This window comes from Sulfurihydrogenibium sp. YO3AOP1 (assembly GCF_000020325.1).
Taxonomy (GTDB): Bacteria; Aquificota; Aquificia; order Aquificales; family Hydrogenothermaceae; genus Sulfurihydrogenibium.
Window position 1 is genome coordinate 648,714 of record NC_010730.1, and the last position, 16,617, is coordinate 665,330.

The 16,617-nt window shown below is 33.0% G+C and carries 13 protein-coding genes and 2 pseudogenes; 6 read left to right on the forward strand and 9 right to left on the reverse strand.

What is annotated here, in order from left to right; all coding sequences use genetic code 11:
- Nucleotides 1–84: 84 nt before the first annotated feature.
- Nucleotides 85–3,582 carry a DNA polymerase III subunit alpha gene (gene dnaE / locus SYO3AOP1_RS03260; protein WP_012459348.1) on the forward strand — a complete coding sequence of 1,166 codons (3,498 nt, stop codon included), beginning with the start codon at nt 85–87 and terminating at the stop codon, nt 3,580–3,582.
- Nucleotides 3,583–3,891: 309 nt separating this feature from the next.
- On the opposite strand, the pseudogene SYO3AOP1_RS03265 reads toward dnaE, so the two are convergent.
- Nucleotides 3,892–4,162: pseudogene (locus tag SYO3AOP1_RS03265) on the reverse strand (transposase); the annotation flags it as partial.
- A 51-nt stretch (nt 4,163–4,213) separates the two neighbouring features.
- Between SYO3AOP1_RS03265 and SYO3AOP1_RS03270 the strand changes: the two are divergent.
- Nucleotides 4,214–5,452 carry an IS256 family transposase gene (locus SYO3AOP1_RS03270; protein WP_012458801.1) on the forward strand — a complete coding sequence of 413 codons (1,239 nt, stop codon included), beginning with the start codon at nt 4,214–4,216 and terminating at the stop codon, nt 5,450–5,452.
- 9 nt (nt 5,453–5,461) lie between these two features.
- On the opposite strand, the pseudogene SYO3AOP1_RS03275 reads toward SYO3AOP1_RS03270, so the two are convergent.
- A pseudogene (locus tag SYO3AOP1_RS03275) lies at nt 5,462–5,935 on the reverse strand (transposase); the annotation flags it as partial.
- Between the two features lie 480 nt (nt 5,936–6,415).
- Between SYO3AOP1_RS03275 and SYO3AOP1_RS03280 the strand changes: the two are divergent.
- From SYO3AOP1_RS03280 to ffh, 4 genes are read left to right on the forward strand one after another with little or no spacing between them, the layout of a single operon-like run.
- Nucleotides 6,416–7,570, forward strand: a complete 1,155-nt coding sequence (locus SYO3AOP1_RS03280) for a 5-(carboxyamino)imidazole ribonucleotide synthase (RefSeq protein WP_012459349.1) — start codon at nt 6,416–6,418, stop codon at nt 7,568–7,570.
- Nucleotides 7,567–8,079: a 5-(carboxyamino)imidazole ribonucleotide mutase gene (gene purE, locus SYO3AOP1_RS03285; RefSeq protein WP_012459350.1), complete on the forward strand. Its 513-nt coding sequence runs from the start codon at nt 7,567–7,569 to the stop codon at nt 8,077–8,079. Before SYO3AOP1_RS03280 ends, purE begins: the two co-directional genes overlap by 4 nt.
- Before the next feature lie 19 nt (nt 8,080–8,098).
- Nucleotides 8,099–8,443 carry a hypothetical protein gene (locus SYO3AOP1_RS03290; RefSeq protein ID WP_012459351.1) on the forward strand — a complete coding sequence of 115 codons (345 nt, stop codon included), beginning with the start codon at nt 8,099–8,101 and terminating at the stop codon, nt 8,441–8,443.
- Between the two features lie 14 nt (nt 8,444–8,457).
- Nucleotides 8,458–9,792, forward strand: coding sequence for a signal recognition particle protein (ffh, locus tag SYO3AOP1_RS03295; protein WP_012459352.1), 1,335 nt, complete (start codon nt 8,458–8,460; stop codon nt 9,790–9,792).
- A gap of 278 nt (nt 9,793–10,070) precedes the next feature.
- On the opposite strand, the gene SYO3AOP1_RS03300 is transcribed toward ffh, so the two are convergent.
- From SYO3AOP1_RS03300 to purM, 7 genes are all read right to left on the reverse strand, one after another.
- A complete protein-coding gene (locus tag SYO3AOP1_RS03300) occupies nt 10,071–11,813 on the reverse strand; it encodes an ABC transporter substrate-binding protein (RefSeq protein ID WP_012459353.1) in 1,743 nt (580 codons plus the stop codon).
- A complete protein-coding gene (locus tag SYO3AOP1_RS03305) occupies nt 11,810–12,505 on the reverse strand; it encodes an isoprenyl transferase (RefSeq protein WP_012459354.1) in 696 nt (231 codons plus the stop codon). Before SYO3AOP1_RS03305 ends, SYO3AOP1_RS03300 begins: the two co-directional genes overlap by 4 nt.
- A complete protein-coding gene (ybgF, locus tag SYO3AOP1_RS03310) occupies nt 12,502–13,200 on the reverse strand; it encodes a tol-pal system protein YbgF (RefSeq protein ID WP_012459355.1) in 699 nt (232 codons plus the stop codon). Before ybgF ends, SYO3AOP1_RS03305 begins: the two co-directional genes overlap by 4 nt.
- A gap of 10 nt (nt 13,201–13,210) precedes the next feature.
- The gene (locus SYO3AOP1_RS03315) at nt 13,211–13,405 is read right to left on the reverse strand and encodes a hypothetical protein (protein WP_041674526.1); all 195 of its coding nucleotides are present in this window, start codon (nt 13,403–13,405) and stop codon (nt 13,211–13,213) included.
- A 586-nt stretch (nt 13,406–13,991) separates the two neighbouring features.
- Entirely contained in the window at nt 13,992–14,864 is an 873-nt protein-coding gene (locus SYO3AOP1_RS03320; RefSeq protein ID WP_012459356.1) for a 4Fe-4S binding protein, read from the reverse strand.
- Nucleotides 14,865–14,914: 50 nt separating this feature from the next.
- Nucleotides 14,915–15,568 (reverse strand): phosphoribosylglycinamide formyltransferase, encoded by a 654-nt coding sequence (gene purN / locus SYO3AOP1_RS03325; RefSeq protein WP_012459357.1) that lies wholly within the window; start codon nt 15,566–15,568, stop codon nt 14,915–14,917.
- Between the two features lie 12 nt (nt 15,569–15,580).
- The gene (purM, locus tag SYO3AOP1_RS03330; protein WP_041674698.1) at nt 15,581–16,600 is read right to left on the reverse strand and encodes a phosphoribosylformylglycinamidine cyclo-ligase; all 1,020 of its coding nucleotides are present in this window, start codon (nt 16,598–16,600) and stop codon (nt 15,581–15,583) included.
- Nucleotides 16,601–16,617 lie beyond the last annotated feature (17 nt).

The window sequence follows — 16,617 nt, forward strand, 5'->3', positions numbered from 1 at the left end:
TTATAATCAAAAATTAAAAATTTGAAGTATTATAAATTGCAGATATAAAATTTAGGTCTAATTAATATGCCGAGGTGGTCAAAAATGGCACAAGATTTTGTTCATTTACATTTACACTCTCATTACTCACTACTTGATGGAATGATAAAACCAAAAGAGCTTGCAAAAAAAGCAGTTGAATATGGATATAAAGCAGTTGGTCTTACTGACCATGGAAATATATTTGGGGCTGTCGAGTTTTATGAAGAAATGAGAAAAGTTGGCGTTAAACCGCTTATAGGTATGGAAAGCTATTTTACTAACAACAGGTTTGAGAAAAAAGGTGAAGGCTCAGACGATATTCTTACAGATAAAAACTATCATTTAATTCTTTTTGCCAAAGATAAAACAGGATTTAAAAATCTAATGAAACTATCTTCCATAGCATACACTGAAGGATTTTATTATAAACCAAGGATAGATTGGGAACTTCTTGAAAAGTATCATGAAGGACTTATCTGTCAAACAGCCTGTTTAAAAGGATTTGTTCCAAATCTGCTTGCACAAGGTAAATACGAAGAAGCTAAAAAATATGCAAAGAGATTAAAAGATATCTTTGGAGAGGATTTATATTTTGAAATTCAGGTAAATGGTTTAGAAGAGCAAAATATAGCTAACGAAGGAATAATAAGGCTTGCAAAAGAGCTTGGCGTTAAGGTTGTGGGAACCAACGATTCTCACTATCTTAACCCAGAAGACCATACAGCTCACGATGTAGTAAAAGCATTACAGATGAAGAAAACACTAAAAGAATTATACTCAGAAGGCAAGGCTTTTAGAGTTAAAGGTCTTCATTTTACAAGACCGGAAGAGATGTATGAGAAATTCAAAGGTTATGAAGAGTATTTAAAAAATACAATGGAAATTGCAGAGAAATGTAATTTAGAGATAGATACAGCTGAAACAAGAGGATACTTATTCCCTAAGTTTGAAACCCCTGAAGGAATGACTCCTGCCCAGTATTTTGAAAAACTTGCAAGAGAAGGATTAGAAAAACGCTTAGAAAGCATAAAGGATCTAACGCCTGAAAAACTCAAAGAATACAGAGAAAGATTGGATTATGAGATAAATGTTATAAACCAAATGGGTTTTGCAGAATACTTTTTGATAGTTCAAGATTTTATTAACTATGCAAAGAAAAACGGAATACCGGTAGGACCTGGCAGAGGTTCAGCCGGTGGTTCATTGGTTGCATACTGTCTAAGAATAACAGAAGTAGACCCTCTTAAGCATGGACTACTTTTTGAAAGATTTTTAAATCCTGATAGAATCTCAATGCCGGATATAGACGTAGACTTTTGCATGGAAAGAAGAGAGAAAGTTATTGATTATGTTAAACAAAAGTACGGAGAAGATAGCGTAGCCCAAATTATCACGTTTAACTTTATGAAATCTAAAATGGTTATAAGAGATGTTGCAAGAACTCTTGGATTTCCTTATCAAGAAGCAGATAAAATCGCAAAAATGATACTACCCGGACCAATTCAAGGTTCTACGCTAACAATAGATGAAAACTTGGAAGCCCATCCTGACTTTAAAAAACTGTATGAAACTGATGAGAAGGTAAGGGAGCTTTTAGACCTTGCTAGAAAGTTAGAAGGTTCAGCAAGACACACAGGAATCCATGCAGCCGGTATTGTTATAGCTCCCGGAACATTGGATGAATACGTGCCTGTATACAGAGATAAAGACGGAAACAGGGCAACCCAGTTTGAGATGAAAACCTTAGAACAGCTTGGACTTGTAAAAATGGACTTTTTAGGTCTAAAAACTCTAACAGAACTTGATTATATGAAAAAATTAATCAAAGAAAGACACGGGATAGATGTTGATTATAACAGCTTACCTTTTGATGATGAAAATGTTTTTAAACTTTTACAGTCAGGAAGAACTACCGGCGTATTCCAATTAGAAAGTAAAGGTATGCAGGACCTGTTAGTAAGATTAAAGCCATCAAACTTGGATGAGATTATAGCTATTCTTGCACTATTTAGACCTGGGCCGCTTATGAGTGGAATGGTGGACGAATACATAGAAAGAAAGCACGGCAGAAAGCCTATAGAATACCCATTTGAAGAAGTAAAGGATATACTAAAAGAAACATACGGATTAATAGTATACCAAGAGCAAATAATGTTTATGTCAAACATACTTTCAGGGTTTACCATGGCAGAAGCTGATACATTAAGAAAAGCTATAGGCAAGAAAAACCCTGAAGTTATGGCAAAAATGAAAGATAGATTTATTGGTGGAGCGGTAGAAAGAGGATTCAGTAAAGAAAAAGTAGAAAAACTCTGGGACGATATAGAAAAGTTTGCTTCTTACTCGTTCAACAAATCTCACTCGACAGCTTATGCATATCTAACATATTGGACAGCATGGGTAAAAACATACTATCCTGAAGAATTTTTCGCAGTAAAATTATCAACTGAAAACAACGACAGTAAATTCTTAAACCTGCTTCTTGATATGGAAAACTTTAACATAAAACTTCTTCCTCCGGATGTAAACAAAAGCATGCCTGAGTTTGCCATAGAAGAAAAATCCAAAATTAGATTTGGATTATCAAGAATCAAGGGTATTGGAGAAGAGGTCGCAAAATCCATAGTAGAAGAAAGAAAAAATGGTCCATTTGTAGATATTTTTGATTTCTGCGAAAGATTTGATACAAAAGTAGCAAACAAAAAAGTTTTAGAATCTTTAATAAAGGCTGGAGCTTTTGATTTTGAAGGAATTGATAGAGGTATCTTGCTTGAAAACGTAGAAAAAGCAATCACAACAGGACAAAAAGCAAGAGATAGCAAATCAGCAGGGCAGAACTCACTTTTTGCACTTACAACAACTCCGGTTGTAAACGTAAAACACATATACGAGGATGGAACCAAATTAACAGAAAAAGAAAAACTAAGATTAGAAAAAGAAGTTCTTGGATTTTACCTTTCCGGACATCCATTGAATGCTTATAAAAATGAGCTAAAGAATAAAGTATTAAAAATTAGCGAGATTATGGAGTCTGCTTTTGGCGATAAAACTTTCCAGTCAGGTTCAAAAGTTAAAATTGCGGGTGTCATAGATGAGATTAAATACAAAAAAACAAAATCCGGAGCAACAATGATAGTGTTTCAGATTTCTGACGAAACCGGACAGATGGATGTAAGAGCATTTCCAGAAAAACTTGAAAACAAAGAATTGTTTCAAGATGACAATATAGTCATTTTGGAAGGTGTTTTAGAAGTAGATGAAGAACAGGAGAAAGTATCAATGACGGCGAATAATGTTGAATCGATAGATAGCTTAACAAGAGAGATTAAAGGTATTAAAATAAAACTTTCAAGAGAAAAAGCAGCCAATGGTGTATTAGAAAAAATAAAGAACGTTCTAACTAAAAACAAAGGAGATAAAGAAGTTGTAGTTGTTCTTTATAATGGCAAAAAACCATACTGTGAAATTGCTTTACATTCTGATTTTCATGTAAATTATGATGAAAATTTTAAATATGAAATACTTAATCATCTTTCTGAGAAGGAGATAGAGGTGTATTGAGAGATTGCTCCAAAATTCTCGTAAACTAACCTTTTTCCGTCATCCTGAGGCTGTAAAGCCGAAGGGTCTTCTCTTTTGAAAATTGATGAATAAGGAGATTCCTGGTCGGCTATAGAATAACAATACTTTACTTCCAAATTCTCATACTCTTCTGTAACGGCAATTCATGAATTGTCTCTACTTTCACTTTCCCTGTCATCCTGAGGACGTAAGTCTAAAGGATCTCCTATTTTAAAATCTTTTTAATAGTGAAGAAGACAAAAAAGAAGGAGATTCTTCGCTATCGCTCAGAATGTTCTATGTTAAATGTCAAGTACAAAAATTTTCATCAAATGGTCTTCTGCTTTTTAATACACCATATGCTTGCCTTAATAACTTATGTGCTACAGCTACTAATGCTAATTTTTTAGCCTTACCTTTACTTACTAATCTTTCGTATAATTCTCTGCAGTATTTGTTAAACCTTATTGCTGATAATGCTGCCATATAATATTTTCCTTGCATATGGATTTCCCATCTTTTTTATCCAGCCACTTTTCTTTACACATGCTGCACTTTCATATGGGCTTGGATTAATTCCTGGGAGTTAAAATAATGTTGTGTCTAAATAAAATTATAAGGAGGAATAGTAATGGATAAGAAAGAATACTTTGAAAAAATATTAGACAGATCTACCGAAGAATTAGTAAAAGAACTTTTCCCAAACGGTATAACAACTCAAGAAGAAAAGATAGGTATAAGAAAGCTTTTAGAATCTGTTGTGGAACTGATTATGAATCAGGAAAGAAATTTCTTCCTTGAAAATGATGAAGACAACAAAGCAAACGGATATTATGAAAGAAGCCTAAATACTGGTTCTTTCAAGCTTAACATAAATGTCCCAAGAGATAGAAAGGGTAGATTTAGACCACAAATATTACCTGACCCTTACAAAAGAGTTAATGAAGATTACATAAACCTTCTTATGAGTTTAGTATCCAATGGATACTCAGAAAGCAAGATAGATTCTACATTAAAAAGCTTGGGCTTAAACTACTCAAAACAACATATGGATAAAATCAAAAAAGAGCTTATAGAAAGACTTAATGATTTTAAAACAAGAGAGCTTCCATCGGATGCATTTGTACTGTATATAGACGCATATCACTGTGATATAAAAGAGAAAAACAAAATCAGAAAGGCTTCTGTCTATGTAGTTCTTGGAATAGATTTACAAGGAAATAAAGATATATTTGGATTTTATACATTTTTCAGTAGTGAAAATAAAGCAGACTGGATAAAAGTATTCAATGATTTAATAGATAGAGGACTAAAAAGGGTAATGCTTATAGTAAGTGATGATTTTCCTGGGATAACAAAAGCCATAGAAACACTATTTCCTTATACAGACCATCAGCTATGTTTAGTCCATTTACAAAGAAACGTTAGAAATCAGATGGATAAAGAAGATTCACAAGTATTTAACAAAGAACTGAAAAACATAAAAGAAAACAGCTTAGATTATGAAGATGGATTAGAAAAATTAGATGATTTATGCGGTAGATTTAAGTCTAAATATCCAAGCTTTATAAAACATATTCAATCTAACAAAGAGAGATACTTATGTTTTTTAAAATATCCAGAAAATCTAAGAAAGCACATATACACAACAAATCCAGTTGAAAGTGTTAATAGCATGATAGAAAAGGTAAGAATAAATTTAGGTGGATATTTTCAATCTGTGGACATTCTTGAGATAAATCTGCTTATACAAAGAGACAATTTAAAGAATGGAAAATGGAAAAAGCCTATACCTGCTTTTAAAGGAGTCTCTTATGAAATTTTACAATTGTTTAATAAAAAGTTTTCAATCCAGACACAAAATTATTGACAAGTCTCCATGACTTAATGATTCTCTTTTGTTTCTTAGCATTGTAAGCTGCTGTTGTAAGTCTTCCAATATCTTTAGTTTTACTTCTATTTCTTTTTCTACATCTGATTTTGGTTTATAAAGCTCTCCATCGAAAAACGTTCTTCCATATTCTGCAATAAAGAATGAATCAGCTTTATCTGTTTTAACTCTTGTCATTTTAGCTTCCATAAATTTCTTTATTGAAAATGGATTTACTACTGCTACTTTATAACCATTTTCATACAGATAATTAGCAAGCTTTAAATGGTAAACTCCCGTATGTTCCATTATGATAAGCATATCTGACTTTTTAAACTTCTTAAGGTAAGGCTTTATTTTCATTTCAAACTCTACCGGGTCAGATTTAACTTCAAAAGTTTCTTTCTTGTTATCATACAAAACTGTAGCAGTGAATGAGTTTTTAGATACATCAACTCCTATAACAATTTTGTAGCTGTTCATAATAGTACCTCCTTTCATAAAATACTTGACATGAAAGAAACTTCCTGATAACCTATCATCGTAGTTAAATACAGGCTTAAAAGCCTAATGTTCTGATTCAGGTTTTAGGAAGTAGAGGAAGGACAGTCTAAAACATCCTGATCGGTCTTAAAAGACCAATGACAGAAACTTGATCTGTCCTTCTTTTTTTCTCCCATGTCTATAATTATTATAAAACTTATTCTCTTATAGTTTAAAAAATTTTTAGTATATTTAATATACGATGACATCATTAATGTTTTCGTCATCCTGAGGCCGAAGGCCGAAGGCCGAAGGATCTCATGCTTTAATATGTTTTAAAAGGAAGGAACAATAACAGGAGATTCTTTGCCGGTTTTAGAATGACGATGTTGATTTTTGGAGCAATCTCTTTTATTATAGACCCATATTATCCCTGTGATATCATATTATGTTAAAAATCATAAGACCAATGAGGCGTTAATGGATTTAAAAAATTTTAAGCTCACTATGCCAACAGATTTTACTATTGGAATTCTTGGCGGTGGACAGCTTGGAAAAATGATTGGTTTTGAATGTAGAAAACTTGGCTTAAACGTTGTATGCCTTGACCCACACGAACATGCTCCAGCTTCTTCTGTATGCAAACAAATAGTTGGCAGTGTAAATGACAAAGAAAAACTGACAAAATTAAATAATATGTCAAATATTATCACATACGAAATTGAACATATAAATATAGATTCTTTAAAAGAAACAATTCCGGCAGACAAAATTTATCCATCACTAACAACTCTTGAAATCCTTCAAGACAAATACAAGCAAAGAATGTTTTTTAAAAAACATAACATTCCTCAGCCGGAATTTTTAGAAATAAAAGACATTTCAGAAATAAAAAATCATATTCCATGCGTTCAAAAGATAAAAAAAGGTGGATATGATGGCAGAGGCGTAGTTGTTATCAAATCAGAAGAGGATTTAAATAAAGCGTTAAAAGAAGAATCTTATATAGAGTCACTGGTAGACATAGAAAAAGAAATTGCTGTCATAGTAGTTAGAAATATCAATGGAGATATTAGGGTTTATCCGGTTGTTGAGATGGTATTTAATCCAGAAGGAAATCTGCTTGAATATCTCTTAGTGCCAGCAAATATTGATGAAAGACATTATAAACTTGCACAAGAGATATCAATATCTGCTATTGAAGCTTTGGAAGGTGTTGGAGTTTTCGGCGTTGAGTTGTTCCTTACAAAAGACGGAAAAATACTTTTAAACGAAATAGCACCAAGAGTTCATAACTCAGGACACTATACGATAGAAGCCTGCGAGACAAGTCAGTTTGAACAGCTTGTCAGAGTACTAACAAACCTACCCCTTGGCTTAACAAATCAGTATTTACCAGCTGTAATGATAAATTTACTTGGAGAAAAAGGCTACAAAGGAAAGCCAATTTATGAAAATTTAGACAAAGTTCTCGCAATAGATGGTGTATATGTTCATATTTACGGAAAATTAGAAACATTTCCGCTTAGAAAGATGGGACACATTACAATAATAGACTATGATAAAAATAGACTTATAGAAAAAGCAAAAGTAGTGAAAGATTTAATCAAAGTAAAAGGAGAAGTTGAGATATGATAGGAATTATCATGGGAAGTGATTCAGATTTGCCTGTAATGTCAAAAGCAGCTGTTGTATTGGATAAATTTGAAGTTCCTTATGAGATAACAATCGTATCAGCTCACCGAACGCCAGACAGAATGTGTCAGTATGCAAAAACAGCGGAAGAAAACGGTATTAAAGTAATCATAGCCGGAGCTGGCGGTGCAGCCCATCTTCCTGGAATGGTTGCATCATTGACACATCTTCCGGTAATTGGCGTTCCAGTAAAAACTTCTTCTTTAAGTGGTCTTGATTCTTTGTTGTCAATCGTTCAAATGCCGGCAGGAATACCAGTTGCCACAGTAGCCATAAACAACGCAGAAAATGCAGCATTACTTGCTTTATCTATATTATCTACATTTGATAAGAATATCGCAGATAAATTAAAACAGTATAAAGAAGAGCTAAAGAATAAAATAGAAGAAAAAGCCAAAAAACTTGAAGAAATTGGTTATAAATCATATATTGAAGAGATGGGAATTTGAAAATAAGAGGTTTTTTGCTATGAGTGATGTAATTCCATTAAAAGCATATCAAATACTTGAAGATACACTTGGAAAAGAGAAAGCTCAGGAATTGGCAGAAGTTTTATCAATTCATATCTCTAGCGAGCTTATGAATACAAAAGAATCTTTAAAAGTAGAAATCTCAGAAGAACTTAAAAAAGAACTTGCTACTAAGTATGATTTAAAGATTTTAGAAGTTGAACTGAGAAAAGAAATTGATTTGGTTAGAAAAGACATGAAGATTATGGAAATCAGACTCATAGCTATAATAGTAATAATAAATATAATTTTTAATCCAAACGCCTTAGAGCTTTTAGGAAAGCTTTTTGGGATCATAAAATAAACAGGAGGTAGTAAATGTTTGAACTTTTAACAGAAAAGTTTAGCTCAGTAGTTGAAAAATTAAGAGGCGTTAAAAAAATAGATGAAAAAACTCTTGATGAAGCACTTAAAGATATAAGAACAGCTTTATTAGAGGCTGATGTTAACGTTAATGTTGTAAAAGAGTTTATCTCTGATATAAAACAAAAAGTTCTTGGGCAAGAACTTATAAAAGGTCTTTCTGCTGGTGAGACAGTTATTAAACTTATCTATGATGAAACAATAAAAATTCTTGGTGGAGAAGAGTCACCAACGCTTGCAAAACCAGACAATCCACCAGCAATAATAATGTTAGTTGGTCTGCAAGGTACCGGTAAAACTACAACGGCAGGTAAGCTTGCAAAATATCTTAAATCAAAAGGTTATAGGGTCGGTGTTGCTTCTACAGACGTTAGAAGACCGGCGGCAGCAAAGCAGTTATGCACCCTTGCCCAATCTATAGATATACCTTGCTTTGTTGATGAGGAAGAAAAAGATGCATTAAAGCTTACAGAAAAAGTTATCCAAGATGCTAAAAAACAAGGATTTTCTTACATAATACTAGACACTGCTGGAAGATTACATATAGATCAAGAGTTAATGGAAGAATTAAAGAAAATAAAAGAAAAAGTCAAACCGGCTGAAGTTCTATACGTAGCAGACGCAATGCAAGGTCAAGATGCAATCACGACCGCAGAAGAATTTCATAAAGCCGTTGGACTTACCGGCGTAATCCTAACAAAGCTTGATGGTGATGCAAAAGGTGGTATTGCTCTATCGGTTAGAAAAGTTCTTGGAGTCCCAATCAAATTTATTGGAACAGGAGAAAAAATTGAAAATTTAGAGCCATTTTATCCAGATAGAATAGCTCAAAGAATACTTGGTCTTGGTGATATACAAACATTAATTGAAAAAATGCAGGCTGCCATTGAAGAAGACAAAGCTAAGCAAATGGCAGAAAAAATTATGAATGCAGAATTTACTTTAGAAGATTTAAGAGACCAAGTTAGAATGATAAGAAATCTTGGACCTATGGAACAAATTTTAAAGATGATTCCGGGCGTAGGAAGCAAGATAAAAGATTTAAAAGTAGACGAAAAGCAATTTGTAAAAATAGAAGCTATTATCAATTCAATGACTCCAGAAGAAAGAGTAAAACCACATATAATAAACGGTAGCAGAAAGAAAAGAATAGCAAGAGGTAGCGGAACTACAATTTTAGATGTTAACAAAGTTTTAAAACAGTATGAAGAGATGAAGAAGATGATGAAGAAGATGAAAAAAATGTCCAAAGGTGGAGGCTTTAATCTACCGTTTAAATTGCCATTTTGATTAACTTGCGAAAAGAATAAGTTAGAGGAGACTGTTCTTAAATTTTTTAATGTCGTAGGGTGTACGTTTAGATATAATTTTATCTTTGAGTGTTATCTGAGGACGTAAGTCCGAAGGATCTCTTATTTTGATGTTTTTTAATATGGAAGAAGACAAAAAGGCGGAGATTCTTCGCTGACGCTCAGAATGACAGCATTGGGTGGCTTTGTCATCCAGAAGACTTTAGTTCAATGGATCTCCTCTTTTTTCTATTAGGATTACTGATTTTTTTCGCCCTCTCACTCTTTTATATAAACATACTCATCTTTATACCAGCCCCAAACAGTAGGAAAAACATTTTTTAGCTTATTCCTTACTACTACCATTTCCTGCGGTGCAACTATAAAAATCATAGGCTGTTGTTCTCCGATGATTTTAAATGCTTTTTTGTAAAGCTCATCTCTTTTATTCTGGTCAAGTTCTACAGCGGCAAGGTTAAAAAGTCTATCTACTTCAGCCTCCCAATCAGTAGCCGGCTTTTGTTGTTTTGGATTCCACATATGCATATGACCGGACGAAAGCCATACATTTTGGCTAAAATATGGGTCCATACTTCCGGTTAACCCAATGATTACAGCTTCAAAATCATAATTAGACATTAGTTTTGAGACTAAGTTATTAAAATCAAGTCCTTGAAAGTTTACTTCAATCCCTATCTTTCTTAAGTCTTCTTTTAAAATATTTCCAATTGCTTCTCTTTCTTTATTGCCTGCATTTGTTATAAGCGTAAAGCTTAGCTTATGACCTTCATTATCGTACAAATACCCGTCCTTCCCTTCTTTAAACCCGATAGATAATAAAATTTCTTTTGCTTTTTGAAGATTGTACGGGTATTTTGGATAATAATTTTCATCATAAAGTCTTCTGTCTGCCGGAGTTACTGCTGTGTAAATTGGCGTTGCAAGTCCATTGTAAACTATATTTTTTATTCCTTCTCTATCAACCGCATACGAAATAGCTTGTCTAAATTTTGTGTTTTGAAACCATTTTAATTTGTATTTTTCAATCGGTGCTTTTGGATTTTGATTAAAAAATAAAAACAACGTAGAAGGTGTAGCCCCAAGGTTGTAGATTGTATAATCTCCTTTTTTTGCATTTTCTAAAAGCTTAGATAAATCGGTAGCCCTTACGCCGTATATATCAGACTCTCCTGACAAAAATTTAACTAAAGAAACGTCAGGGTCTTTTATTATCTGTGATTTTATAGATACTATATAAGGTAGTTTTTGACCTTTTTCATCTTTTTCCCAGTAGTAAGGGTTTCTTTCATATATTACATACTGACCTTGAACGTATTTTACAAGCCTATATGGACCTGTCCCGATTATTTGCGTTGGGTCTGTGTTAACCGTCCAAGTAGATGGAAATTTTCCTTCTTTGACTGATTTTTCTAATACATGCTTTGGTAAAATTGGCTGTGAAACTGCATTTAAGAAAACAGCAAAAGGCTTTGGAAGTGTAAATTTAATTGTTTTATCATCTACTTTTTCAACTTTAAAAGGTTTACCTTCAACTGTTAAAACATCCTTAGCTGAAGATGGAATGTTTGGATTGTAGTAAATTTGATTGTATGTAAAGACTACATCATCGGCAGAGACCGGCTTTCCATCAAACCATTTTGCATCTCTTAGATGGAAAATCCATACAGTGCCATCTTTGTTTACTTCCCACTTTTCTACTAAATCTGGCTCCGGCAGTAGCGTTTTAACATTTGTTTTCGTAAGTCCATTAAACAACATTCCTATTATTGCAGTTGAGCTTGTCTCTTGAGCCATTACTGGATTTAATGTTTTAGCATCTGCAGACAAAGACCTTTTTAACTCTCCACCTTCAACGCCAATGGCAGGTTCAAGGTTCTTTATATCTAAGGTTTTTATTGGATATTCGTTCTTTGAATTTGATGGCTTTATAAGATGAAATGGTAAAAAGAATAAAAGAATAACTCCAAAGGTGATTAATAAATTTTTAATGAATTCTTTCATACTCTTCCAAAACGCCTATCTCTGCTTTGATAATCATAAAGAGCTTTCAAAAACTCTTCTTCATCAAAATCCGGCCATAAAACATCGGTAAAGTAAAGCTCAGTGTAGGCAAGCTGCCATAGTAGAAAATTAGATATTCTTTTTTCTCCGCTTGTTCTGATTAACAAGTCCGGGTCTGGAATTTCTGGAAGATATAGATAATTTCTAAAACTTTCTTCATCTATCTTTTCAACATTACTTTTAAGTATTTTATTTACAGCGTCAACAATCTCAGCCTTTCCGCTGTAATTTAGTCCAATTATAACGGTAAGGCTACTACAATTCTTAGTTTCATCTTCAGCTTTTTTCATAGCTTCTAAAACACTATCCCATAAACCTTCTTTTCTTCCCATAAATAAAAGCTTTATATCATTTTCTTTCAAAAACGGTAGTTTTTCATGTATATATTCTACAAACAACTGCATTATTGCATTAACTTCTTCTATGGGTCTTTGCCAGTTTTCTGTTGAAAATGCAAATAAAGTAATGTATTTTATACCTACCTTTTTTGCGAATTTTATTGTTCTCTCGACAGTCTTAACACCTTCTCTATGACCATAAACTCTATCCAGGCCTCTCATTTTAGCCCATCTACCGTTTCCATCCATGATGATAGCAACATGGTCAGGTATCTTAAACAGATTTTCTATCACTTAAGAACCTCAAGCTTTTTCTTTGCAAGAGATGCTGGCTCAGAATCTGGATATTTCTTTATTAAATCTTGTAAATATTGTTTTCCTTTTTCTTCATTTCCAAGCTCAATGTAAGAGTATCCAAGTTTTAACATTGCATCCGGATATTTATTACATTTTTTGATCTTTCCTTCATCACATTTTTTTAAGAATATTTCCCAAATATCTATCGCATCTTTGTATTTCTTTTCTGCATAAAAAGTTTGACCTGCCCAGAAAATTGCATTTCCATAAAGGTCAGAATCAGGATATTTCTTAAGAAACTCTGTAAAAGCTTTTCTCGATTCTTCTATATTTCCTTTAAAATACAAGTCTAATGCATATTGATATAATTGCTTATCATTCTGTGGAACAGCAACTTCTTCTTTCCCTTCTTTTTTGACTTCTTGCGGTGGAGTTGGTGAAGATGCATATGTTTGTCTTCCCATTTTTAATTTTTCTATATCTGCTGAATTTTCTGCAACTTTTTGAGAAAGCTTATCTAAACGAGCATTGATGTTTTTTATATTTTCTGTGTTGTCATTAGTCCTATCTTTTAATTCATTTACTTCTTGTCTTAAACTTAACAATTCTCTTTGCAATGTAGTTATTTTATCTTCAGACGCACAGGAAAATAAAAATATACTGCTAAATCCTAAAAATAAAATTTTTTTCATCGTAAACCTCCTATTTAAAGAAAAATAATAATATTATTATTGCAGATGTAGTACCAAGAGCTATTATGCTAACTTCTGCCAAGAAAAGCAATGGATTTGACATATGCAATAAATATTTATCAAGCAAAAACGCAATAAATGGCAATCCCATCAAAGAAGTAAGAAGAACAATAATAAAAACAGGATTTTTGAATAGCTTTTTCATTTTTTTACCATATTTCCCTGTGTTTTTGTGATTTTATTATTATAGCATTTTTAAAGATATAGCTTGCTTTAAATTATGAAAGGAGGCTGTTCCAAGAATCCAAATCGTCATTCTGCAGCCGGCGAAGAATCTAATGTTTTTTCTTTTCAAGTCAAAAAATCAAAAAAGAGATCCTTCGGCTTACAGCCTCAGGATGACACGGAAAGGTAAGTTTACGAGAATTTTAGAACAACCTCAAATTATGAAAGAGTTTTAAAGCTTTAGCTAAGTCTAGAAAATTAATCAACTTTTTTGATTGTCATTCTAAAGCTGTGAGAAGAATCTTCACCCTTTCACTACTCACTTATTCACTTTCTTTAAAACATTAGATCTTTCGAACTAAAGTCCTGGCAATGAAATAAACAATGGTGTCATTTACAATTCTATGAATTGCAAAAATTTTAGAACAGCTCCATTGATTAACTGACTAAAGACTTTATAGGATGGGAAAGAAACTTTAATACTTTTATTACATTTAAATAAAAAAGGACCCTCCTTCGCGGAGGGTCAATGAGGGGGTTTGGGAGGGGAGGAGGGTAATATAAAATTAATGCTTATTCAGAGATTTTCCAGATATAAAATCTGGGTCTCTTGGAGGTAATTCTTTCACAATGCCCATTGCTACAGGTAGGCATTTTTCAGATTGAGCTTTTGTGCAAGAATCTATACAATTATAACATTCTATACAAGCTGCAATTCCTTTATAAAAGTCTTGAATGTAAGCCATTCTTCTTGGGTCTAATGCCATAGGGCAATTTTTGACACATTCTCTACAGTCTGTACAAGCATCTACGTTAACTAACGTAGGTTTATATAAATGGTGATATGGAGTAATCTTTTGGTAAATTCCTGTTGGACAGAAAACCCTGCACCATCTTTTACCGATGAAAAGTTCAAAATAAAACATTCCGGTCATTCCAAGAAAAACAATCCACATAGGAACAAATGCCGGGTTTGTTTTGTAGAAAAATACTCTTAAATCTGTGACCCAGTTTAAGAAAAGCAAAGAGAATAAAACAGATGTTATAAGAGTAAATACAATATAAAAAATTTTACTTGTTGTTGGTGATTTTGGCGTCCAAGTCATTCTTCTTATTTTTTCTTGAACCTCAGCAAACCATCCACCGGGGCAAATCCATCCGCAGAATACTCTTCCAAGAACAAGGTTTAAAACAATTACAAGAATTGCAAATATACCACCTGCAAAGATAACAGGTGCTAAACCTTCAGCTACTGTCACAGGATTTCCAAAAATATAAGCTTCATTTCTTGCAATGTCTATTTTTGCTATCTTGAAAATAGGAATAATAATTAACAAAAATATGACAGTCAGATATGCAATGTTTCTTAAAATTGTAAACTTATTTTTCTCAAAGTAGCTTGGTTGTGGACAGCTTGTTTTTTCCATAGTTGCTTGCATTTTTTATAACCTCCCGGTTAATAAACATTAACCAATATTATACTCTTTTTTTAAAAATCTTCAAGAGATGGATTGACTGGTAAAGTGCCATATTTTGCATCCTTTACAATTACTTTTCTACCACTTACTACCACTCTATCTTCAACTAACCATTTAATAGCCTGTGGATAAATTTTATGTTCAAACTCTAAAATTCTATTGGATAAACTCTCTTCTGTGTCCTCCGGTAAAACTGGAACAACCGCTTGAACTATTACGGGTCCATTGTCAAGTTCTTTAGTTACAAAATGAACAGAACATCCGGTTATTAAAGAGCCATAATCTAAGGCTTGTCTTTGTGCGCTTTTACCTTGAAAAGCCGGAACTAAAGAAGGATGTATATTTACAATTTTACCTTCAAAAGCATCTATAAACTCATCTGACAAGATTCTCATATATCCGGCTAAAACCACAAAGTCCGGATTTTCTTTTTTAATTAATTCTGCTATGTATATGTCGTATCCCCTTCTTGTTTCAAAAAATGATGGGTCTATAAATTTTGTTTTTATGCCATACTCTTTTGCTATTTCAAGCCCTTTTGCATCTTTTTTGTTTGACAAAACTAAAGATACCTTAGCATTTATCTTCCCGGATTTTATAGCTTCTAAGATGGCTTTTAGATTGCTTCCTCTTCCGGATATAAGAACTACTAAATTTTTTGACATTTATACCTTCCATCAAATAATGTTAACACTTCTTTCACCTTCTTCTAAATAACCAATTATATAAGGTTTTTCTCCTAAATCTTCGAGCAATTGAATAGCTTCTTTTTCATCCTTCTTATCAATTGCTAAAATCATTCCTATGCCCATGTTGAATGTTTTATACATATCTTCCTTTGGAACGTGTCCTTCTTTCGCGATCCATTTGAAGATTGGTAAAACTTCCCATGAACCTTCTTCTATCACAGCTTTTAAACCCGGTCTAATTACTCTTATAAGATTTCCTGGTATCCCACCGCCTGTGATGTGTGCTATAGATTTTATATCTATTCTTTCAGCTAAGGTTAAGATCGTTTTAACATAAATTTTTGTTGGAGTTAATAACTCTTCCCCCAATGTTTTTCCAAATTCTTGGAAATAATCTTTATAAGAATATCCTTTTACTTCTATAATCTTTCTAACTAAGGAGTAGCCATTACTATGAACGCCTGAGGATGCAATGCCTATGAGTATATTTCCTTTTTCTGTTTTGCTACCATCAAGCATTTTTTCTCTTTCTACAATGCCAACGGCAAAACCCGCCAAGTCATACTCGTCATCTTTGTACATGCCGGGCATTTCAGCAGTTTCTCCACCTACTAAGCTACATTCAGCCAGTTCACAACCTTTTGCTATACCCTTTATAACTTCTACCGCTGTTTCAGGCTTTAGTTTACCGGTTGCAAAATAATCAAGGAAGAATAAAGGTTTTGATGTAGTTGTTACCAAATCATTAACACACATAGCCACAAGGTCAATGCCGATCGTGTCGTGTTTATTAAGCTGTTGAGCTATTTTTAATTTTGTTCCAACCCCATCAGTTGAAGATGTGATAACAGGATTTTTATATTTACTTATTTCAAGTAAGTATGCAGATGCAAAGCCCCCGATTGGCGTGATTACATTTTTCGTGAATGTTTTTTGAACAAAACCTTTAATCTCTTCTACAAACTTATCAGCCTTTTCTATGTCTACGCCAGCATCTTTGTATGTAATCATTTCTTACCCCTGTT